This is a genomic window from Embleya sp. AB8, assembly GCF_049739465.1.
Lineage (GTDB): Bacteria > Actinomycetota > Actinomycetes > Streptomycetales > Streptomycetaceae > Embleya.
Window position 1 is genome coordinate 107005 of the sequence record NZ_JBMHHY010000004.1, and the last position, 16141, is coordinate 123145.

A 16141-nucleotide genomic window follows, 5' to 3' on the forward strand; every position below is an offset into this window, starting at 1 on the left:
CCGAACCCGGAGGTCGACACCGGGGCGAACGCCGTCCGACCCCCGCCCGTGAACGGCCTCGGCACAGGTGCAGGAAGCTCCGGACATCGTCGAAACCGGCCACGGCCCGACCATCGACGTCCGCCGGGTCCGCCTCGGCATGCGCCGACGGCGACCCCACCACGTGCCCCGCGCGCTCCGCACCCGACCGGCAAGACCAGGACGAACGTTGCCTGATGCGGCGCTACGTCCGTACCCGGTAGCTCCGTAGCCACATCTCGACGCCGTCGTCCACGATCTTCCCGATCTCGGCCGGGGTCACCGTGCGCAGGCCGTGCACGGAGCGATGGATCCCCTCGTGCGCGGTGAGCAGGATCAACTGATGCGCGGCCAGCGGCACGTCCCGCACCTCCAGGACGCCCGCGTGGACGTATTTCTCGACCTCCACGGCCACCGCCGCCTCGAACCCGGGGCCGGGCCGGGCCCATTCCTCGACCAGTTCGGGATGGCGCCACTGTTCCGCGATGATCATCCGGCGCAGCGCCACGATGTCCTGATCGAGGGCCACTTCGGTCCAGATCCGGGCCGCGGCGCGCAGGTCCTGTGCCAGGTCGCCCGACTCGTCGAAGAGCGCGGCGAATCGGGCCTCGGATCGACTCGTCGCCTCCCGTTGGGCCGTCTCGACCACCGCGGTGAACAGGTTCTTCTTGTCGCCGAAGTGGTTGTAGACGGTCTGCTTGGAGGCGCCGGCCTCGGCCGCGATCACGTCGACGCTCGTGTCGGTGAAGCCGTAGCGCAGGAACACCCGCTTCGCCGCGTCGACGATGGCCTGCCGCTTGTCGGGGCGACCCGGGCGCGCGGGCGGGGACGATGCCTGCCCGCCGGCGGCGGGGTCCCGTCGGGCTTGACGACTTGGACTCATGCGTCCAATACTAGCGGAGCAATACTTTGACTGGACGGTCCAGTCAAAAAACTGCGCCGGGAGCAACCATGTCACCTCCCCACCGTCTCGATGCCCGCCTCGATGCCCGTCCCGTGGACCACCTCGTCGACGCCCCGCCCGACGACGTCGTCGTCCGCGCCGAGCGGCTCGCGAAGACGTATCCCGACGGCACCGCCGCCGTGCACGGCTTGGACCTGGCGGTGCGCCGCGGCGAGGTGTTCGCGCTGCTCGGCCCCAACGGCGCGGGCAAGTCCACGACGGTGGGCATGCTCACCACCGGCGTGACACCGACCGCGGGCCGGGCCTGGGTGGCGGGCGTCGACGTGGCGGCCCGGCCCGCCGCCGCGCGCCGCGACATCGGCGTGGTGCCGCAGCGCAACACGCTCGACCGCAGTCTGAGCGCGCGCGAGAACCTGGTCTTCCACGGCCGGTTCTTCGGTCTGCGCAGTGCCGAGGCCCGCCGCGAAGCCGACCACCGGCTCGACCAGGTCGCCCTCACGTCGGTCGCGGACAAACCGGTGGAGATCCTGTCCGGCGGCATGGCGCAGCGGCTGATGATCGCCCGGGCGATCCTGCACCGGCCGGCCGTGCTCTTCCTGGACGAGCCCACCACCGGCCTGGATCCGCAAAGTCGGCTCGCGCTGCACGAGTTGGTCCGCGAGCTGCGCGCCGCCGGGCAGACCATCGTGTTGATCACCCACGACATGGACGAGGCGGACCGGCTCGCCGACCGGGTCGCGATCATCGACCACGGCCGGCTGCTCGCACTCGACTCGCCGACCGAGCTCAAGCGCTCGATCGACGCCGACACGGTCGTCGCGGTGGCCGCCGAGACGACGCCCGCCGAGTTGGCGGCGCTGCTTCGGGCGCGGGTGCCCGGGGTTCGCGACGTGCACCTGCGGGTCGATTCGGTGCTGCTGAGCGTCGGGGCCGAGCGGGCGGTCTTCCCGGCCGTCGTGGCCGCGGCGGCGGAGGCGGGCATCGCGCTGCGCGACGTACGGGTCGAGGAACCGTCCCTGGAAACCGTGTTCATCCACCTCACCGGCAAGGAGTTGCGGGACTGATGGCCGCCACCGACGTCGTTTCCCCGGCGCGACTTTCCGCCGGCGACACCCGGCGCGCCTTCGGCGCGCTGCTCTCCCGCGACCTGACCGTGCTGCGCAAGCGGCCGGCCGACTTCATCGCCCGGACCGTCGTGCAGCCGCTGATGTTGCTGTTCGTGCTGGGCTACGTCACCCCGCGCATCAGCCCGGACGGCGGCGACGGCCCGCTGGCGGCCAAGCAGGCCACCACGCTGCTCGCGGGGATGTTGGCGATGGTCGTGCTGTTCCAGGGAATCTTCGCGGTCGCGATGCCGCTGGTCCAGGAGTTCGGCGTCACCCGGGAGATCGAGGATCGGGTGCTGTCGCCGATCCCGATCGGTCTGGTCGCGTTCGCCAAGGTGATCGCGGGCGCGCTCCAGGGGTTGTTGGGCGCACTGGTGGTCTTCCCACTCGCCGAGGTCGTCCCCGCGTCCCGACCGGAACTGCACATCCACTGGGCGGTGTTGGTGACGCTGGCCCCGCTCGCCGCGCTGATGTGCTCCAGTCTGGGTCTGTATCTGGGCACCGCCTTCGAACCGCGCAGCGTAATGGCGCTGTTCGCGATCGTGATCACGCCGCTGCTGTATCTGGGCTGCACGCTGTATCCGTGGCGCACGCTCGACCCGATCCGGTGGGTCCAGGGGGTGTCGCTGCTCAACCCGCTGACGTACGTGAGCGAGGGATTCCGGGCCTCGGTGACTCCGGCCGACCATCTCAGCCTGTGGTTCGTGTATCCGGCCCTGATGGTCAGTACCGCGTGGTTGTTGTGGCGGGGGATGGCGCACTTTCGGCGGCGGGTGGTGGGCTGAGGGTGGGGTCGGTCGGTGCGGTCGGACGGTGGCGGCGGAGGATGGCGGCGGACGGTGGGCGGCGGACGGTGGGCGGGGGCCGCCGGCGGGGACCAGCCGTGGGGCCGGCCGGCGAGACACCAGGCGGCGCCACCGTCGCGGTCGACGGACCCGAACGCCCCGGGCCGGCAGCGCTCGCCGTCGGGACGGAACCTGTGCGCGGTCCGGGTTCGACCGGACCGCGCACCCGACGATCAGGCGCTCAAGAACTGCCACTTGCCGGCCAGCCGGTCGTTCTTCTCGCACCATGCCGTCGAGCCTCGGCGATCGCCCAGCCAGTGCCACGCCCCCTGGTGCTCACCGCCGTGCCGGCACGTGATGGTCGCACGGTAGCTCGCCGGCCCCCGGCCGTCACACCAGCCGGAGAACCTGGTGGTGTTCTTCTCCCACACGTGGCACTTGGGCGACGCCGATGCCTGGGCGGCGGGCCCCACGACGGCCGCGCCCGTTCCCAGCAACACGGCGGATACTGCCAACGATGCGATCCTGCGCTTGTCCACGATGTACTCCCTGTCTTGTCGCGAATGGTGCGCTCGAGACGAGAAGTTAGGGGCGGAGCCGGGCGAACCGGGTCCAGCCGCCGTTCGATCTTCCGGTCCACCCAGCGCGTCAGCGGGTGGGCCATGCGGGTAAGCCACGGCGGTATGCGGTGGCCGGTCGTCCATCGAGCGCGGCGTGGCCGAGCCCCTGGTCCCGCTCGGCCTGTGGCGCCGCCCCGCGCTGCGGATCGGCAACCTGGTGATGCTCCTGGTCGGCGCGATGATGACCGCGACGCTGTACTTCATGTCCCTCTACCTCCAGGGCATCCTCGGCTACGGCGCCCTGCGGGCCGGCGCCGCCATGTTGCCGATGACCGCGCTGATGCTCGCGGGCGGCTTCTCGGCGCATCTGCTGATCCGCGCCGTGGGCCCGCGTCCGCTCCTGATCGGCGGATCGCTGACGGCGGCCACCGGCGTACTCCTGCTGGTCTGGCTGCCCGCCGACGGCGGCTTCCCGGTCCGCTTCCTGATCGGCTCGATCCTCGCCGGCGCGGGCGCGAGCCTGATGTTGCTGCCCGCCACGGTCACCGCGACCGCCGACATCGACCCGCGCGACGCCGGCGCCGCCTCCGGCCTGCTCAACACCGCCAGCCAACTCGGCGGCGCACTGGGCCTGGCGGTCCTGGCCACCATCGCGGCCCAGGACCCCCCGCACACCCCCGCCGCCATCCTCGACGGCTACCACACCGCGTTCGGCGTGGACGCGGCGCTCATCCTCCTCGCCACACCGCCGGCCCTCCTGCTGCCTCGCACACCCCGCGCGCCCGGCCCACCCCGCACCTGAACTCCCCCTCAGGGCGGTCGTGTTCGACAAGCGGATCAGGTCCGGCGTGGGTGCGGTGCGCCGTCGCTACATCGGCGCACCCACACCGGCCGGCACGGTTCGGCGTGGGGCAGTGCCGGCGTGGGTGGCGATTCGGGCGTGGAACAGGTCCGCGTGGGGATCGGCACCCGGGTCGGTCTCCGGGGCGGCGCCGGGGTCGAGCAGGACGCTGCGCAGGATGCGGGTCCGGTTGCGGTCGGCGACCGCGCGCGGGTGGCGGCGGAGGAAGTCCAGGACGCGGATCGGGACCGTACCCAACTGCGCCGGGGGTGCGGCGTCGGCGGCGCCTGCGGCACCCGCCGCACCCGCGGCACCCGCCGCACTTGCGGCACCTGCGTACAGGATGTGCCGGCTCGCGGCCTCCACCGAGGACATCCTCGGGCGGGGCTCCCCGGCCAGGGCCAGGTAGCTCAGGACGTCCAGTTCGGGGTCCTGGTACAGCATCAACTCCGGTTCGGCAGCGATCAGTTCGCACCAGCGACGGGTACCGCGCAGGCCCGCCGCCAGCACCTCGCCCAGGCCGTCGCGGGTGAGCGGGAGCGCACGGAGGGTCAACCACAGGGCCGCCGCCGCGGCGCCGGCGTGGGTACCGCCGTCCAGGCCCGACTCGCCGGGGCGCAACACCTCACCCGGGAAGTCGGCGCTCCCGAGGTCGCGGCCCACCGCGTCCTCGAGTGCGGCATCCCGGAAGACGGGTGCGGCATCCCGGAAGAGCAGTACGCCGCACCCATACGGATACAGGCCCTGTCGGTGCGGGTCGAGCACCACCGAATCGCAGTCGCCGATCGCCCGCAGGTGTCGCGCGGCGGGGGCCGGGCGCAGCAGGTCGCCGTCCGCCAGCAGGGTGAAGAAACCGCCGTAGCCGGCGTCCACGTGTACCCGTACGCCGTGTTCGCGGCACAGCGGCAGGACGTCGGCGATCGGATCGACTGCGCCCAGCGTGCTCGTACCGACGGTGACCACCACGGTGCCGACCCGCTCCCGGCGCAGTTCGCTCGCGAGCGCGTCCGGGTCCAGCCGCCCGGCGGCGTCGGTGGCGATCGCATACGCCGGCATGCGCAGCAGTGCGCACATGCGTGCATAGCCGGGATGCACGTCGGCGCTGTGCGCGATACCCCGGTCGGGGTGCACCTCCCGGGCCGCCCACAACGCCTCGAGGTCGGCCACCCCGCCACCCGAGGTGAGCCGACCCCGACCGGCGGACAGGCCGACCATCGCCGCCAGTTCCGCGACGACCTCCGCCGCCAACCCGGCCGTGGTCGGCTCGGCGCCGGGCACCGGGTCCTCCGCGCCGGTCAGCAGAGTGGCCAGATGACCCGCGATGGCGGCCCGATGCGGCGGCTTGACCAGGTGCCCGGCGTACGCGGGATGCAGGTACGCCCGGCCGCCGCGCAGCTGGTCGGCCAACACCGCCCGGTCCCCCGGCCGGCCGTCACCGGGCTCCTCGGCCCATGCGCACACGGTGTCGAACGCCTCGATCAACCGGCGACGGGTGTCCATGGGATGTTGCCTCCGGGGGCATGCGGGGACCCGGCGCCGCGCGCGATGGGGTCGGGCGGGACGCGCGCGCGGGACGGCCGGCAGGGGAACCGGAGTCGAAGAGTTCCCGGCCGAGCGCCGATCATGCCCGGCGTGCCGGGCCATCCGTGTGATCCTGCCGCCCCTTCGCGTCGCGTCCCTCCCTTTGCCTTTGCCTTTGCCATTGCCATTGCCAATGCCTTTCCGTCCCGTCCCTGCTGCTCCGCCCTCCCCCGGCCGTCCTGTCCGGGTCTGCCGAGCCGCCGCGATCGCACCGGGCGTCGGCTTCGTACATTCGTTCGTCGACCGTCATCATGATCAATGCGCGCCGTTCGGAGGCCCGGGGCATGGAGCTGCGCCAGATCCGCTCCTTCCTCGCCGTCGCCGAGGAGTTGCACTTCGGCCGCGCCGCCGAACGGTTGCACATCGTCCAACCCACGGTCAGCCAGCAGATCCGGCGGCTGGAACGGGAAATTGCCTCTGGGTCCACGCGCCCACCTGCGGTGAACTGTTCCCACACCGCGACAGCGACCCGAAACCCCGGGGCGCCGCGCCGAGATCAGGAGGCCGTCATGCCCGTCATCACCGTCCAGCAGGGCCCGCGTACCGTCGAACTCAAGCGCGAGCTGGTCCGCAAGCTCACCGACGCGATGGTCGAGGCATACGAGATCCCGGCCGAGGCCGTCCAGGTGTGGATCCACGAGGTCTCCACGGACAGCTGGGGTATCGCGGGCACGCTCACCGCCGACAAGTGGGCCCCGCCCGGGGCCGGACGCTCACCTGCGCCCGGCCCGGGGGGCCGTCGCGGTCGGGGTCACGGCTGGGGATTCGCGACGATGGGCCTTCGCCCGGGACGCCGCCCCGAACTCTGCCCAGGACCCTGCTCAGGACGCCGCCCAGGACGCCGGACCCGTGAACGGCAGGATCTCGGAGGTACGCCCAGCCAGCATGTTGATCAGCCGCAGGACACCGGCGGAACCCGTGGCCAGATCGAGCGAGGCACGCAGATTCCGCTCGCCGGGAAAGATCAGCCCGTGCTCGTCGGTCAGCGCGTACAGATCCAGCGCCCGCAGGCCGGCATCGACCCGCGCGGCCAGATGCGGCCGATGCGAGCGCGCGCCCAACGCGTGCAGCGTCCCGACAAGTCCGGCGCGACCGTTGAACAGCCCGCCGCCGACGCACGCATCGTCCGCGCGGGCTGGCACGAGCGCCGGCACCGAGGCCGCGAGCCGATCGTCGTGGCGGTGCCGGAGGACCAGGTCGCAGACCAGCGCGATACCGGCTCCGCCCGTGGCCAGAGAGGGCAACATCCGGATGGGCAGCGATCGGATGGGCAGCGGCCGGTGCGCGTCGAGGTCGCGATGTATCGCCGCCTGGGCTGCGTGCAACCAGCGTTCGTCGCCGGAGACTTCGTACATCCGGACCAGGAACAGGGCGGGGCCGGACCACCCGTACAGCAGGCCGGGGGTGACGTCCGCCACGGCGTTTCCAGTGCGATCGCGCGGTATGGCCTCGGCCGGTGGATGCGGGGAATGCGGGGAATGCGATGGATGCGGGGGATGGTCACCGGAGGCGATGGCCGCCTCCACCGCCTCGGCCAACTCCCGTGCGTGGTCGAGGTAGTTGCGTTGGCCGGCGGTGCGGCGATGGAAGTCGAGGGCGGTCAAGCCGATCCCGGCCAGGCCGTCGAACAACGTGACGCCGATGGTGGCTGGGATGGCGGCCACGGTGTCGTCGTAGAGCGCCAGGGCGGTATCGATACGGCCCAGGTTGTAGAGCACGTGGCAGCCACCGGCAGCGCCGTCGTACAGTCCGAACCGCAGCCCACGCCCCGCCCGAAGGTCGCGTTCGAGCCAATCCACCGCCTGGTCGAGGTCGTCGGCTCCGGCCGCGTGGAGCGTATCGAGCACCCCCGCCGCGCCGAACGCGATCCCGCCGCCACCGTGCACGAACTGGGCGATGTCACCGGGGAACAGCCGATCCCGGCGATCAGGCGTGGCCGCAGCCCGAATCGACGCGACCAGCGCCTCGGTATGCCGCTCCCACGGACCGACCGCCGAGCCGAACGCCAACTCAGGCCCGGCCGGCCGCAGTCCGGACGCAGCCGAGTCCGACCCGGTGGCCAAGGCGCGGGCAAGCGGCACCACCACGTCGTAGCCCAGGCCGAACCGCTCCCGCGCCTCGGCGATCAGCATCGGCGCCTTGGCCGGACACAGCGCGAGGAGGTTGTTCAACGGCAGGTAGAGGAACAGCCGGACGGCGTTGAGCGAATACCGATCCGCCGCCACGCCGCGAATCCCGCCGGGCGCGGCAAATCCGGCTGTGCCAACGGGACTTGGCCCGGTGTCGTGCATCGGACGGGCGGCCCCGAAGTCGATCAGCGACGGGTTCAGATCGTCGTCGATCAGCACGTTGCCGGGATGCAGATCGTTGAACACGTACCCGCGCGCGTGGATCGCGGCCAGCGTCGCGGCCAATCGGGCGATGATGCGGTCGACGGCTTCCAGGTACTTGGCCACGCCGGGCCGCTCGGGGTCGTCGGCATCCGGGTCCAAATCCAAGTCCGGGTCCGGGTCCGGGTCCGGACCCGGGTCCGGGTCCGGGTAATTGAGAGTCATCCAACTATCCAGCGAGATCCCCAGGGGGTACTCCACGGCAACGAACTCATGGGCGCCGCCCAGGACGTGCTGGTCATGCACAAACGGCACGCCCGGGATGCCCGTCAGCTCGGCCAACACGACGTATTCGCCGCCCAGTCGGGTGGAAGGCGCGTCCGGGCCCGAGCGGCAGCGGTCCGGGGAGTCGTAGAACCTCCTGTCCGCCCGACAGAAGTCCGAGTATCGAACGTGCAATTGGGTGTCTCCCCTCCGGGCGTGACGCAGTCCGCGCACAACGCTGCCCAACGCCCCCACCACCCCTCACCATCCTTCAACCGCAGCCGAAACTCCCCGGTAACCTCACGCCGGAAGGGGAAGGAAGGAATCCGAGGAAGCAACACAGGGGAAACAAATGACGATCCGGATCCACTTCACCGCCGAGGACCTGGCCCGAGTCGTACTCGCCGGGTCCCAACGCCTGACCATGTGCGAAACCGTCCTGAGCCTGCAACTGCTCCAACGCCGCGACCGTACCGTCAGATTCGGCGGCTGGCGCCGAAGACTGGGCCGACTGCCCGCGCACTTGGCCCCACTCGGCGCGCTCATCCCGGCCGACGGCCCGATCCCGACGTTCCTCACGCCTTCGCGCCCTGCGGCATCCTTCCGGGACGAGGTGGAGGCCGTACTGAGTACGCCGCGCCAACGACTCGGCACCCAACTCACCGCGATCGCCACGACCCGCGCACTCCCGACCTGGACCCGATCCCTGGCGGCCGGCGATCCGCACACCCTCACCCAGGTCACCACGGCGCTTTCGGAGTACTACGACTTGGCGATCGCCCCGCACGCCCGACACATCCGCGACCGCCTCCAGGCCGACCGCACCCACCGTGCCCTGACCCTCGCTTCCGGCGGAGTCGGCGCACTACTGGGCACGTTGCACCCGACGGTCCACTGGAACGCCCCGATCCTCGAACTCCCAGCCCACCAGGATCGGGACTTCCACCTCAACGGCCGAGGCCTGGTCCTGTGCCCCCACTTCTTCAGCGGCCCGATCCCACACGCCCTGCTCAACGAGACCGACACCCCCACCCTCGTCTACCCGATCCCGAGCGACCCGGACCACTTCGACCCGCTGTCCGACCCCGAAGGCCACTTCCACAAGGCCACGAACGCCCTGACCAAACTCCTGGGCCGGACCAGAGCCGCAGTCCTCCAATCCATCGCCGACACCCCAGGGCTGACCACATCCCAACTGGCCCACAACCTCGACATCTCCCTGGCCTCCGCCTCCCAACACATAACCACCCTGAGAGAGGCGTCCCTACTGACCACCCACCGCCACCGCAACGCCCTGCACCACTCCCCAACAACGCTGGGCACAACGCTGCTGAACAACAAGGCCTGAGGCCGGCCGGCCCACCCGCGCCCCACATCCGGCGACTCGGAGGCGCCAAAGCACCAAACCCCGCCCTACTACGCGGCCTCACCGCAGCCGGGGACAGATTCCCACCTGCGCCGGGCGGATCGCGGATGCATCCTCGCGTGCGTGGGGCCATGCACGAGAGTTGGTCACGCGGCTTGCCCCGTCATGCCTACCGCCACCGCGCGATTACCTCGCATGCGTGCAATGGCCGCCCCTACCAGAGCGTTTCGCCCTCACGCATGGCCGCGGGCAGCCAGTCGGGGACCGGCATCGCGGCGTTCCGGGCAGCGACGAGCCTGTCGTTCGCGGCGACCTCGGCGCGGAGGATGTCGCTGCGCTCGTTCTGGTCCGCGTGCACCAGGAGCGCGGCGATCAGCACGGGGAGCGTCCGGGACGGAACGGTGAAGGTCTCGAACTTGATTCGGCCGTCGGGGAGTTCGTAGCGCGCCCGCAGGAGGCCGGGGTCGTATTCGTATTCGAGCAGGACCCATCCGGGTTCGGGGTGCGCCATGGTCTCTCCTGGACGGCGGCGGTAAAGGGGCGGGACCGGCCGGTCCCCGGCTGGCCCAGAGCGTGAACTCCTGGCCGGGCGAAGGTCATGGGGGCGGTCCGGCCGCGCGATCGCCCTGGACCCCGTGCGCCCAACCGCGGCTCGGCGCGGCGTGCTCACGGTCCAAAATCATGCGGACGTAGCCCGGCGAGAACCCGCTGGTGACGGCGATCGTGTCGACGGGCACACCGGCACGGTTGGCGTCGGTAACAGCGTCGCGGACCGCAGCCGCACCGGCGCGACAGCACTCCCGGCGGGCGCGCTGCTCGACGGCGGCCGGACGGTCGCTGGTCCAATACATGGCGCTCCCCTCGAACCGGGTCGGCGGGCGGCGGTCAGGGCGTGGTGCCTCACCCGGCCGGGCAAGGATGAGGGGGCCCGGTCCCGCAGCCGCGCCCAGGACTGTGGGACCGGGTGCCGCCCGCCCGATGCGGTCGGGAACGGGCGGCGGCAGGGGACAGTTCGTCAGCCGCCCAAGTTGGACAAGCGCCGCGACGGCGGGCCGGGGATCGGGTACAGCAGGTAGGCCCGGATCTCGTGCTGGAGCGCTACGAGTTCGTCGTGTGTCACGTCCACCAAAGGGCGGCCGAGGAGCGTAATCCGGTTCGGGCGGTGCGGGTCACCGGACGGGCCGATGTACGCTCCGCCGTCCTGACGGTCCGGGATCACTTCGCCACCGCCGGGCAGACCACGTCGAGCAGGCCGTCGACCTCGGGTCCCGACAGGGCGAGATCCAGGTCCCCGATCGGCTCGTCCACGACGTACAGGGTTATCCGCACCCGCAGTTCGTCGGTGGCGGCGTCGAGCGTAGGCCGGACGTTCGGTGTGAGCGCGGCGTGCCTGCATTGGCGCTGGGTCATGGCATCCCTCGCGATCGCGGCGGACAGTCACGCGACCGTAGGCGAGAGCGCACACAAAGACAGGGACAGATTGTCCCTACCTCCGAATGGGCCAATCCGTCCCTGTGTCGTTCCGCCATCAGTTCCCGATGACGCCTACGTCCTCCGCGAGTTGCACGACCTCGCGCCTGAGCGGACCACGCGTCGTCCGCCACAACTCCGCGATCACGCCACGAGCCGCCGGCGTGAACCGCACCGCCTCCGGTCCCACCCCCACCGCGCGCTGCATCAGGTGCAGCGCCGCCGTGTGTTCGCCCCGCTGGACGTGGCTCCGCGCACTCTCGGTCCACAGACGCGATTGCCGCTCCATCGACGGCATGGTCTCCGGGTCGACCTGATCCGCGTACTCCAACGCCGTTCCCGCGCGCAGCAGATCGGCCGCCACCGAGACCGCGTGAATGTCCACGTTCGTCCGCCCGAACACCGTCCACGGGTGCAGGTAGCCGGCGGGCAGGCTCTTCGCCATGGCGTCGCCGCGCTGCCAATGCGCCCAGGCGTCCCCGTCGTGGCCGTACTTCGCGTGCGTGATCGCGGCATGCAGGTGCAGCGCGCCGTACAGGCCCCTTGCGTTCTCGCCCAGGTCGTCGAGGTGGGGCCGCATCGCCTCGGCCGCGTCGATCACCACGGCCAATGCCTCGTCGCCGTCGGCCGTCTCCCGCAGGGCGTTGCCATAGCACCAGGCGGCCCCCGCGAGCGCCTCCGGAGTGTCGGCGTACTGCGCGGACGACATGCCGCGGTCTGCGACCACCCACACCAACTCGGCGGGCGCGATGTAGGCGATGTGCTGTTGCGCGAGGTGGTAGATCGTGGCCAGGACGGCATACGCCTCGCGTCGCTCGGGGCCGTCGAGCACGCGAACCGCAACCTCACCGTCGCCGATCAGATCCGGCAGGAGCGCGCCGACCTCGGTGCGGTTGTACTGCGAGCCGTGCCAGAGTCTCCAGGCGGCATCGACGCGCGAACGAAGAGCCGCTACATCCGGTGGTTCGACCGGATGAACAGCCGAGTAGTTGCGCTTCTTGACGGCGGCCCAGATACCTGGGATCGACTCGTGGTGCAGAGCCGGCGACACGGGCTGCATCACCTCTCCGGTGCCGGTGAGGACTCCTAGATCCGTCAGCCCGAGAGTAGACGCCAACCGCAACATCAGCCTGTAGTCACGCAACTCGCGCTCGCCCGATTCGATCTTCTTCAGCCAGTCCGGGCCGCGACCACACAGGCCTGCGAGCACAGGTCGGCTCATGCCGCGCCGTGTCCGCAGCCACTCGATCCGCTCGCCCATCGTCAGGTCAGCCGGCACATCCATGAATGCCCCCGGGGTGGTAAGTAGGCCTGCTGCCAAGGTACGCCGGGATTTCGAGGTGTGAAGCCACGATCAGATGCACCAGCCGTGGCATCGACACCCGGCAGCTGCCGAACCGGGCCGAAACCGGGCAACCGAATCCCCCACCACAGTGGCGGCGGCCCCCGCAGCCGCAGGGCATCACCATCCAACCAAGAGGAGACGGCATGCGGATCGGAACAGCCACCCGCGAAGGCACCGACGGCCCGACCGCGGACGCCACGGCCGTCTCCCGCTCCACCGCCACCGGCCGCCGCACTGCCGCAGCTCTCGTCGTCGGCATGGGCCACGACGCGGAAATCGTGCGCCGGCAGCGAGTATTGGGAGGCCAGGCGTCGATCCACGACCGCGTCCACGGCCTGCCGTAGCTCGGACAGGGAACGGACCGGGCCGTCGCCGGGGATGTCGTATGCGTCGATCGCGGCGCACATCGCCGGGTGGCCACCCGCGCACGGTACCCGGGGACGCAGCGCCCGAGGGTCGGATCGCTCGTCTATCGCTCGATCAGACGCACCAGATCCGTGAGGTTGTCCACCGTCCAATCCGCCCGGTTCACATCCGGGTCACCCGCCCACAGATAGCCCCACGGCCCACGTCGCACCAGCGCGGTCCGCAATCCGGCGGCCCGGGCCGGGACATGGTCGTTCGCGGGGTGGTCGCCGACGTACAGGATCTCGTGGGCGTCACCGGGAGCCCACTCCACCAGGCGATCGAAGAAGGCCGGGTCGGGCTTGGCGACACCCCACTCCTCCGAGACCGCCAACGCGTCCGCCGGCAGGTCCAGTTCCCGCAGCAACTCACCCGCGCGCCGAGTCTGGTTGCCGGCGATACCCACCCACATGCCCGCGGCGCGCAGTCCGGTCAAAGCCGGCCGCACGTCGGGGTACAGGTCCGACTCATCGAGCCGCTCGCCGACACCGGCCGCCTCGCTCGCGGCCCGCTCCGCCACCAGGTCGAACCCGGGCCGGATGCGCCGCAACGCCTCGGCGTTGTCCATGCCGAGCGCGGTCACCGCACCGACGAGCGCCGACATGGTGTGCGGCGGGACGCCGATCCACTCGGCCCAGCGCCCCCAGAACCGGGCATCGCTGGTCAGAGTCTCACCGACGTCGAAAACGACACTCTTGATCATGCGGGCCAGGGTAGGAGGCGAGCAGGTCGACCGACATCCGGATGCCGCAGGGCGCATCCTCGCCCTGCACGCCGGTCGTGTGCGCCAGCTATCGATCACGGGCGATGCGATACCACCCTGGACGGCATGCCTATCACCCGCGTGCGCGGGGCAGATCTGTTCGTCCAGGGGAATGTCGCGCGCCGAGAGGGCTCATCCCCGCGTGCGTGGGGCCATGCGCGGGAGTGGATCGCGCGGCCTGCCCCGTCATGCCTGCCGCCACCGCGCGATTACCTCGCATGCGTGCAATGGCCGCCCCTGCCAGAGCGTTTCGCCCTCGCGCATGGCTGCGGGCAGCCAGTCGGGGACCGGCATCGCGGCGTTCCGGGCCGCGATGATCCTGTCGTTCGCGGCGACTTCCGCGCGGAGGAGGTGAAAGGTCCTCTCACATGCCAATCCAGGACGCGTAGCCAATCAACGACCCTGCCACCAGGCGCTTGTGGCGAACCAACGCGGCGACCGTCTCACGCGCCGCAGGATGGTAGCGAGTCTGCTGCGGCGACACCGACCGTGCGCTCACCAGGCAATCCATCGCCTTGTCCGGCAGGCCGGCCCAGAGGTATGCACGGCTGAGATCGATCCAGTGGTGCCCGGCCCGCGACTTCGGCCAGTCCGGAGGCAGGACGACACCTTCGGCCGCTGCGATGGCGACGTGCGGGCGCTCCAGGTCGACGTTCACCGACACGGTGTGTACAGCGACGTTCGCAGGGCCCCAGGCCAAACCATAGTGCGGCAACTCGCCCGAACGAGCGGCCAGATCCCTCGCCGAGGCAAGCCGGGCCGTAGCCTGGTCCGCGTTTCCCTCACGCGCCGCCAGAACTGCCGCCTGCAAATCCAGAGCGCCGGTCAGCGCCGCCGACGCGCCACCCGAATCACGCGCGGTTTCCTGGGCGAGGGCCTGCTGAGTCGCGTCAACGAGGCACCGTCCCACGTCGTGACGGCCCGTCGTGAACGTCGACTGCACCCGCAGGAAAGAACGCAGCGCGGGCAGGCACGAGTCGTCGGCCTGCGGAGCGCACCACGCCGGCCGCTCCAAGGCGACCGTGCCCAGGTCCGTCACGCCAAGCTTGTAGGCGAGGGTGTGCACGCATCGGTATACGTCTGCGAGAAGTGAGCACACGCGGCGTCGATCGTCACCGGCGAACACCTGGGAGGCATACACGAGATCATCGATCAGGGCGGGTAGATCCTGAGCCATCGGCCCGTAGTGGGCATCCCGTCGGCGAGTCATTGCCCGCGCGACGTCCACCATCAGTGCCTCGACGCTTCGCGGCGCGCCGTCCCAGTCCAGAGCCAGATCCCAGTTCTGCATCGCGGCTCGGATCGGCTCAACCAGCTCCCCGATCCGATCTCGCCGCAAGTCGGCCAGATAGGGCTGACCCGTCAGATCGAAGGAACTCGCCCGCAACACGCGGGCACAAGCCGCGATCAGCGCCGGCGTCGCCGGCTTGTGACCGGACTCGACCTTCGTGAGCAGGCTGTACGAAACGGCGGCCTGCCTGGCAAGAGCCTGCTGCGTCAGGCCACGCAACTTTCGGTAGGTGGCGATCCGCGCGCCGGTGTGCTCGTCGCTGCGGCTCATGCCGGCTCCACTTCGATACTTCGATCCGCGGGTATCTACGTAGCGTATGCGACCGATTACCTCATGGCCCCCTTCTATTCTCCAACGCATGAGTGATTCCCCGGTGTTGTACATCGTTGCCGGCGCGGCGCCGCCCGTGCTCGGTATTGCCGCGCTCCTCACCGAAGTTCGAGATCGAGGCTGGGATCCGTGCCTGACGCTCACCCCGGCGGCGGCCGGCTGGTTGGAAGACAGCCTCGACGCACTGGCCGCCGCAGCCGGTCGGCATCCGCGCACGCGCGATCGCAGGCCGGGCGAGGACCGGCCCTTTCCTCCGCCCAACGCGCTGCTCGCATGTCCGCTGACCTTCAACACACTCAACAAGTGGGCACTGGGCATCTCCGACAACGTTGCGCTGGGCACCCTCGCAGAGGCACTGGGTGCGCGTATCCCGACGGTCGCGGTGCCCTGGCTCAAGGACACACTCGCCGCGCACCCGGCGTACTCCAGGAGTGTCGAGATCCTGCGGGACGGCGACGTTTCGATCCACGTCGGCCCCGGCGGCCGGCCGCTCAACGGGTACGACCCGGTGGATTGGGCGGCAATCGCAGACCGGCTCCCGCTCGCCCACCCCTAGCGGCGACACACCGTGCGGCTGCGGGCCAAGACCGTGCCGGAACCAGACAACCGGATCCCCACCCCGACGCGGCGGCGGCACCCGGAGCCGCGGGGCACACAGCGGGTCGCGGACTCCGGCCGTGTGGCTCATCCCCGCGTGCGCGGGGCGGATGTCGGCGAGGACCGCGCGGGCCCAGGCGGTCTGGGCTCATCCCCGCGTGCGCGGGGCGGATCCCGGGCCCACC

General features: G+C 70.9%; 15 protein-coding genes and 2 pseudogenes. 8 read left to right on the forward strand and 9 right to left on the reverse strand.

Features of this window, described 5'->3' with window-relative positions:
- Positions 1–223: 223 nt before the first annotated feature.
- Positions 224–901 carry a TetR/AcrR family transcriptional regulator gene (locus ABIA38_RS07160; protein ID WP_424637594.1) on the reverse strand — a complete coding sequence of 226 codons (678 nt, stop codon included), beginning with the start codon at positions 899–901 and terminating at the stop codon, positions 224–226.
- Positions 902–969: 68 nt separating this feature from the next.
- Between ABIA38_RS07160 and ABIA38_RS07165 the strand changes: the two genes are divergently transcribed.
- Together ABIA38_RS07165 and ABIA38_RS07170 are read left to right on the forward strand one after the other, a co-directional pair.
- Positions 970–1986, forward strand: a complete 1017-nt coding sequence (locus ABIA38_RS07165; protein WP_424637595.1) for an ABC transporter ATP-binding protein — start codon at positions 970–972, stop codon at positions 1984–1986.
- Complete coding sequence (locus ABIA38_RS07170) at positions 1986–2813, forward strand: ABC transporter permease (RefSeq protein WP_424637596.1); 828 nt, start codon at positions 1986–1988, stop codon at positions 2811–2813. Before ABIA38_RS07165 ends, ABIA38_RS07170 begins: the two co-directional genes overlap by 1 nt.
- A gap of 233 nt (positions 2814–3046) precedes the next feature.
- Here the strand turns inward: ABIA38_RS07170 and ABIA38_RS07175 are convergent, their stop codons facing one another.
- Complete coding sequence (locus ABIA38_RS07175; protein WP_424637597.1) at positions 3047–3352, reverse strand: hypothetical protein; 306 nt, start codon at positions 3350–3352, stop codon at positions 3047–3049.
- 175 nt (positions 3353–3527) lie between these two features.
- Here ABIA38_RS07175 and ABIA38_RS07180 point away from each other — a divergent pair, with 175 nt between their 5' ends.
- The gene (locus tag ABIA38_RS07180; protein ID WP_424637598.1) at positions 3528–4175 is read left to right on the forward strand and encodes an MFS transporter; all 648 of its coding nucleotides are present in this window, start codon (positions 3528–3530) and stop codon (positions 4173–4175) included.
- Between the two features lie 66 nt (positions 4176–4241).
- Here the strand turns inward: ABIA38_RS07180 and ABIA38_RS07185 are convergent, their stop codons facing one another.
- Positions 4242–5714, reverse strand: a complete 1473-nt coding sequence (locus ABIA38_RS07185; protein WP_424637599.1) for an aminotransferase class I/II-fold pyridoxal phosphate-dependent enzyme — start codon at positions 5712–5714, stop codon at positions 4242–4244.
- 365 nt (positions 5715–6079) lie between these two features.
- On the opposite strand from ABIA38_RS07185, the pseudogene ABIA38_RS07190 reads away from it, so the two are divergent.
- Positions 6080–6214, forward strand: a pseudogene (locus ABIA38_RS07190) (LysR family transcriptional regulator); the annotation flags it as partial.
- Positions 6206–6469 (forward strand): annotated as a pseudogene (dmpI, locus tag ABIA38_RS07195) (4-oxalocrotonate tautomerase DmpI); the annotation flags it as partial. The pseudogenes ABIA38_RS07190 and dmpI, both read left to right, overlap by 9 nt.
- A gap of 147 nt (positions 6470–6616) precedes the next feature.
- Here the strand turns inward: dmpI and ABIA38_RS07200 are convergent.
- Complete coding sequence (locus ABIA38_RS07200; RefSeq protein ID WP_424637600.1) at positions 6617–8584, reverse strand: protein kinase domain-containing protein; 1968 nt, start codon at positions 8582–8584, stop codon at positions 6617–6619.
- Between the two features lie 157 nt (positions 8585–8741).
- Here ABIA38_RS07200 and ABIA38_RS07205 point away from each other — a divergent pair, with 157 nt between their 5' ends.
- The gene (locus tag ABIA38_RS07205; RefSeq protein ID WP_424637601.1) at positions 8742–9737 is read left to right on the forward strand and encodes a winged helix-turn-helix domain-containing protein; all 996 of its coding nucleotides are present in this window, start codon (positions 8742–8744) and stop codon (positions 9735–9737) included.
- A gap of 232 nt (positions 9738–9969) precedes the next feature.
- Here the strand turns inward: ABIA38_RS07205 and ABIA38_RS07210 are convergent, their stop codons facing one another.
- The 3 genes from ABIA38_RS07210 to ABIA38_RS07220 form a co-directional block, all read right to left on the reverse strand.
- Positions 9970–10266 carry a hypothetical protein gene (locus ABIA38_RS07210; protein ID WP_424637602.1) on the reverse strand — a complete coding sequence of 99 codons (297 nt, stop codon included), beginning with the start codon at positions 10264–10266 and terminating at the stop codon, positions 9970–9972.
- A 704-nt stretch (positions 10267–10970) separates the two neighbouring features.
- Complete coding sequence (locus tag ABIA38_RS07215) at positions 10971–11165, reverse strand: hypothetical protein (RefSeq protein ID WP_424637603.1); 195 nt, start codon at positions 11163–11165, stop codon at positions 10971–10973.
- A gap of 118 nt (positions 11166–11283) precedes the next feature.
- Complete coding sequence (locus tag ABIA38_RS07220) at positions 11284–12510, reverse strand: helix-turn-helix domain-containing protein (protein WP_424637604.1); 1227 nt, start codon at positions 12508–12510, stop codon at positions 11284–11286.
- Positions 12511–12713: 203 nt separating this feature from the next.
- Here ABIA38_RS07220 and ABIA38_RS07225 point away from each other — a divergent pair, with 203 nt between their 5' ends.
- On the forward strand, positions 12714–12914 hold the full coding sequence (locus tag ABIA38_RS07225; protein WP_424637605.1) for a hypothetical protein: 201 nt from the start codon (positions 12714–12716) through the stop codon (positions 12912–12914).
- 125 nt (positions 12915–13039) lie between these two features.
- Here the strand turns inward: ABIA38_RS07225 and ABIA38_RS07230 are convergent, their stop codons facing one another.
- Both ABIA38_RS07230 and ABIA38_RS07235 read right to left on the reverse strand, forming a co-directional pair.
- Entirely contained in the window at positions 13040–13678 is a 639-nt protein-coding gene (locus tag ABIA38_RS07230; protein ID WP_424637606.1) for an HAD family hydrolase, read from the reverse strand.
- Positions 13679–14102: 424 nt separating this feature from the next.
- Entirely contained in the window at positions 14103–15299 is a 1197-nt protein-coding gene (locus ABIA38_RS07235; RefSeq protein ID WP_424637607.1) for a helix-turn-helix domain-containing protein, read from the reverse strand.
- An 88-nt stretch (positions 15300–15387) separates the two neighbouring features.
- On the opposite strand from ABIA38_RS07235, the gene ABIA38_RS07240 reads away from it, so the two are divergent.
- On the forward strand, positions 15388–15915 hold the full coding sequence (locus ABIA38_RS07240; RefSeq protein ID WP_424637608.1) for a flavoprotein: 528 nt from the start codon (positions 15388–15390) through the stop codon (positions 15913–15915).
- Positions 15916–16141 lie beyond the last annotated feature (226 nt).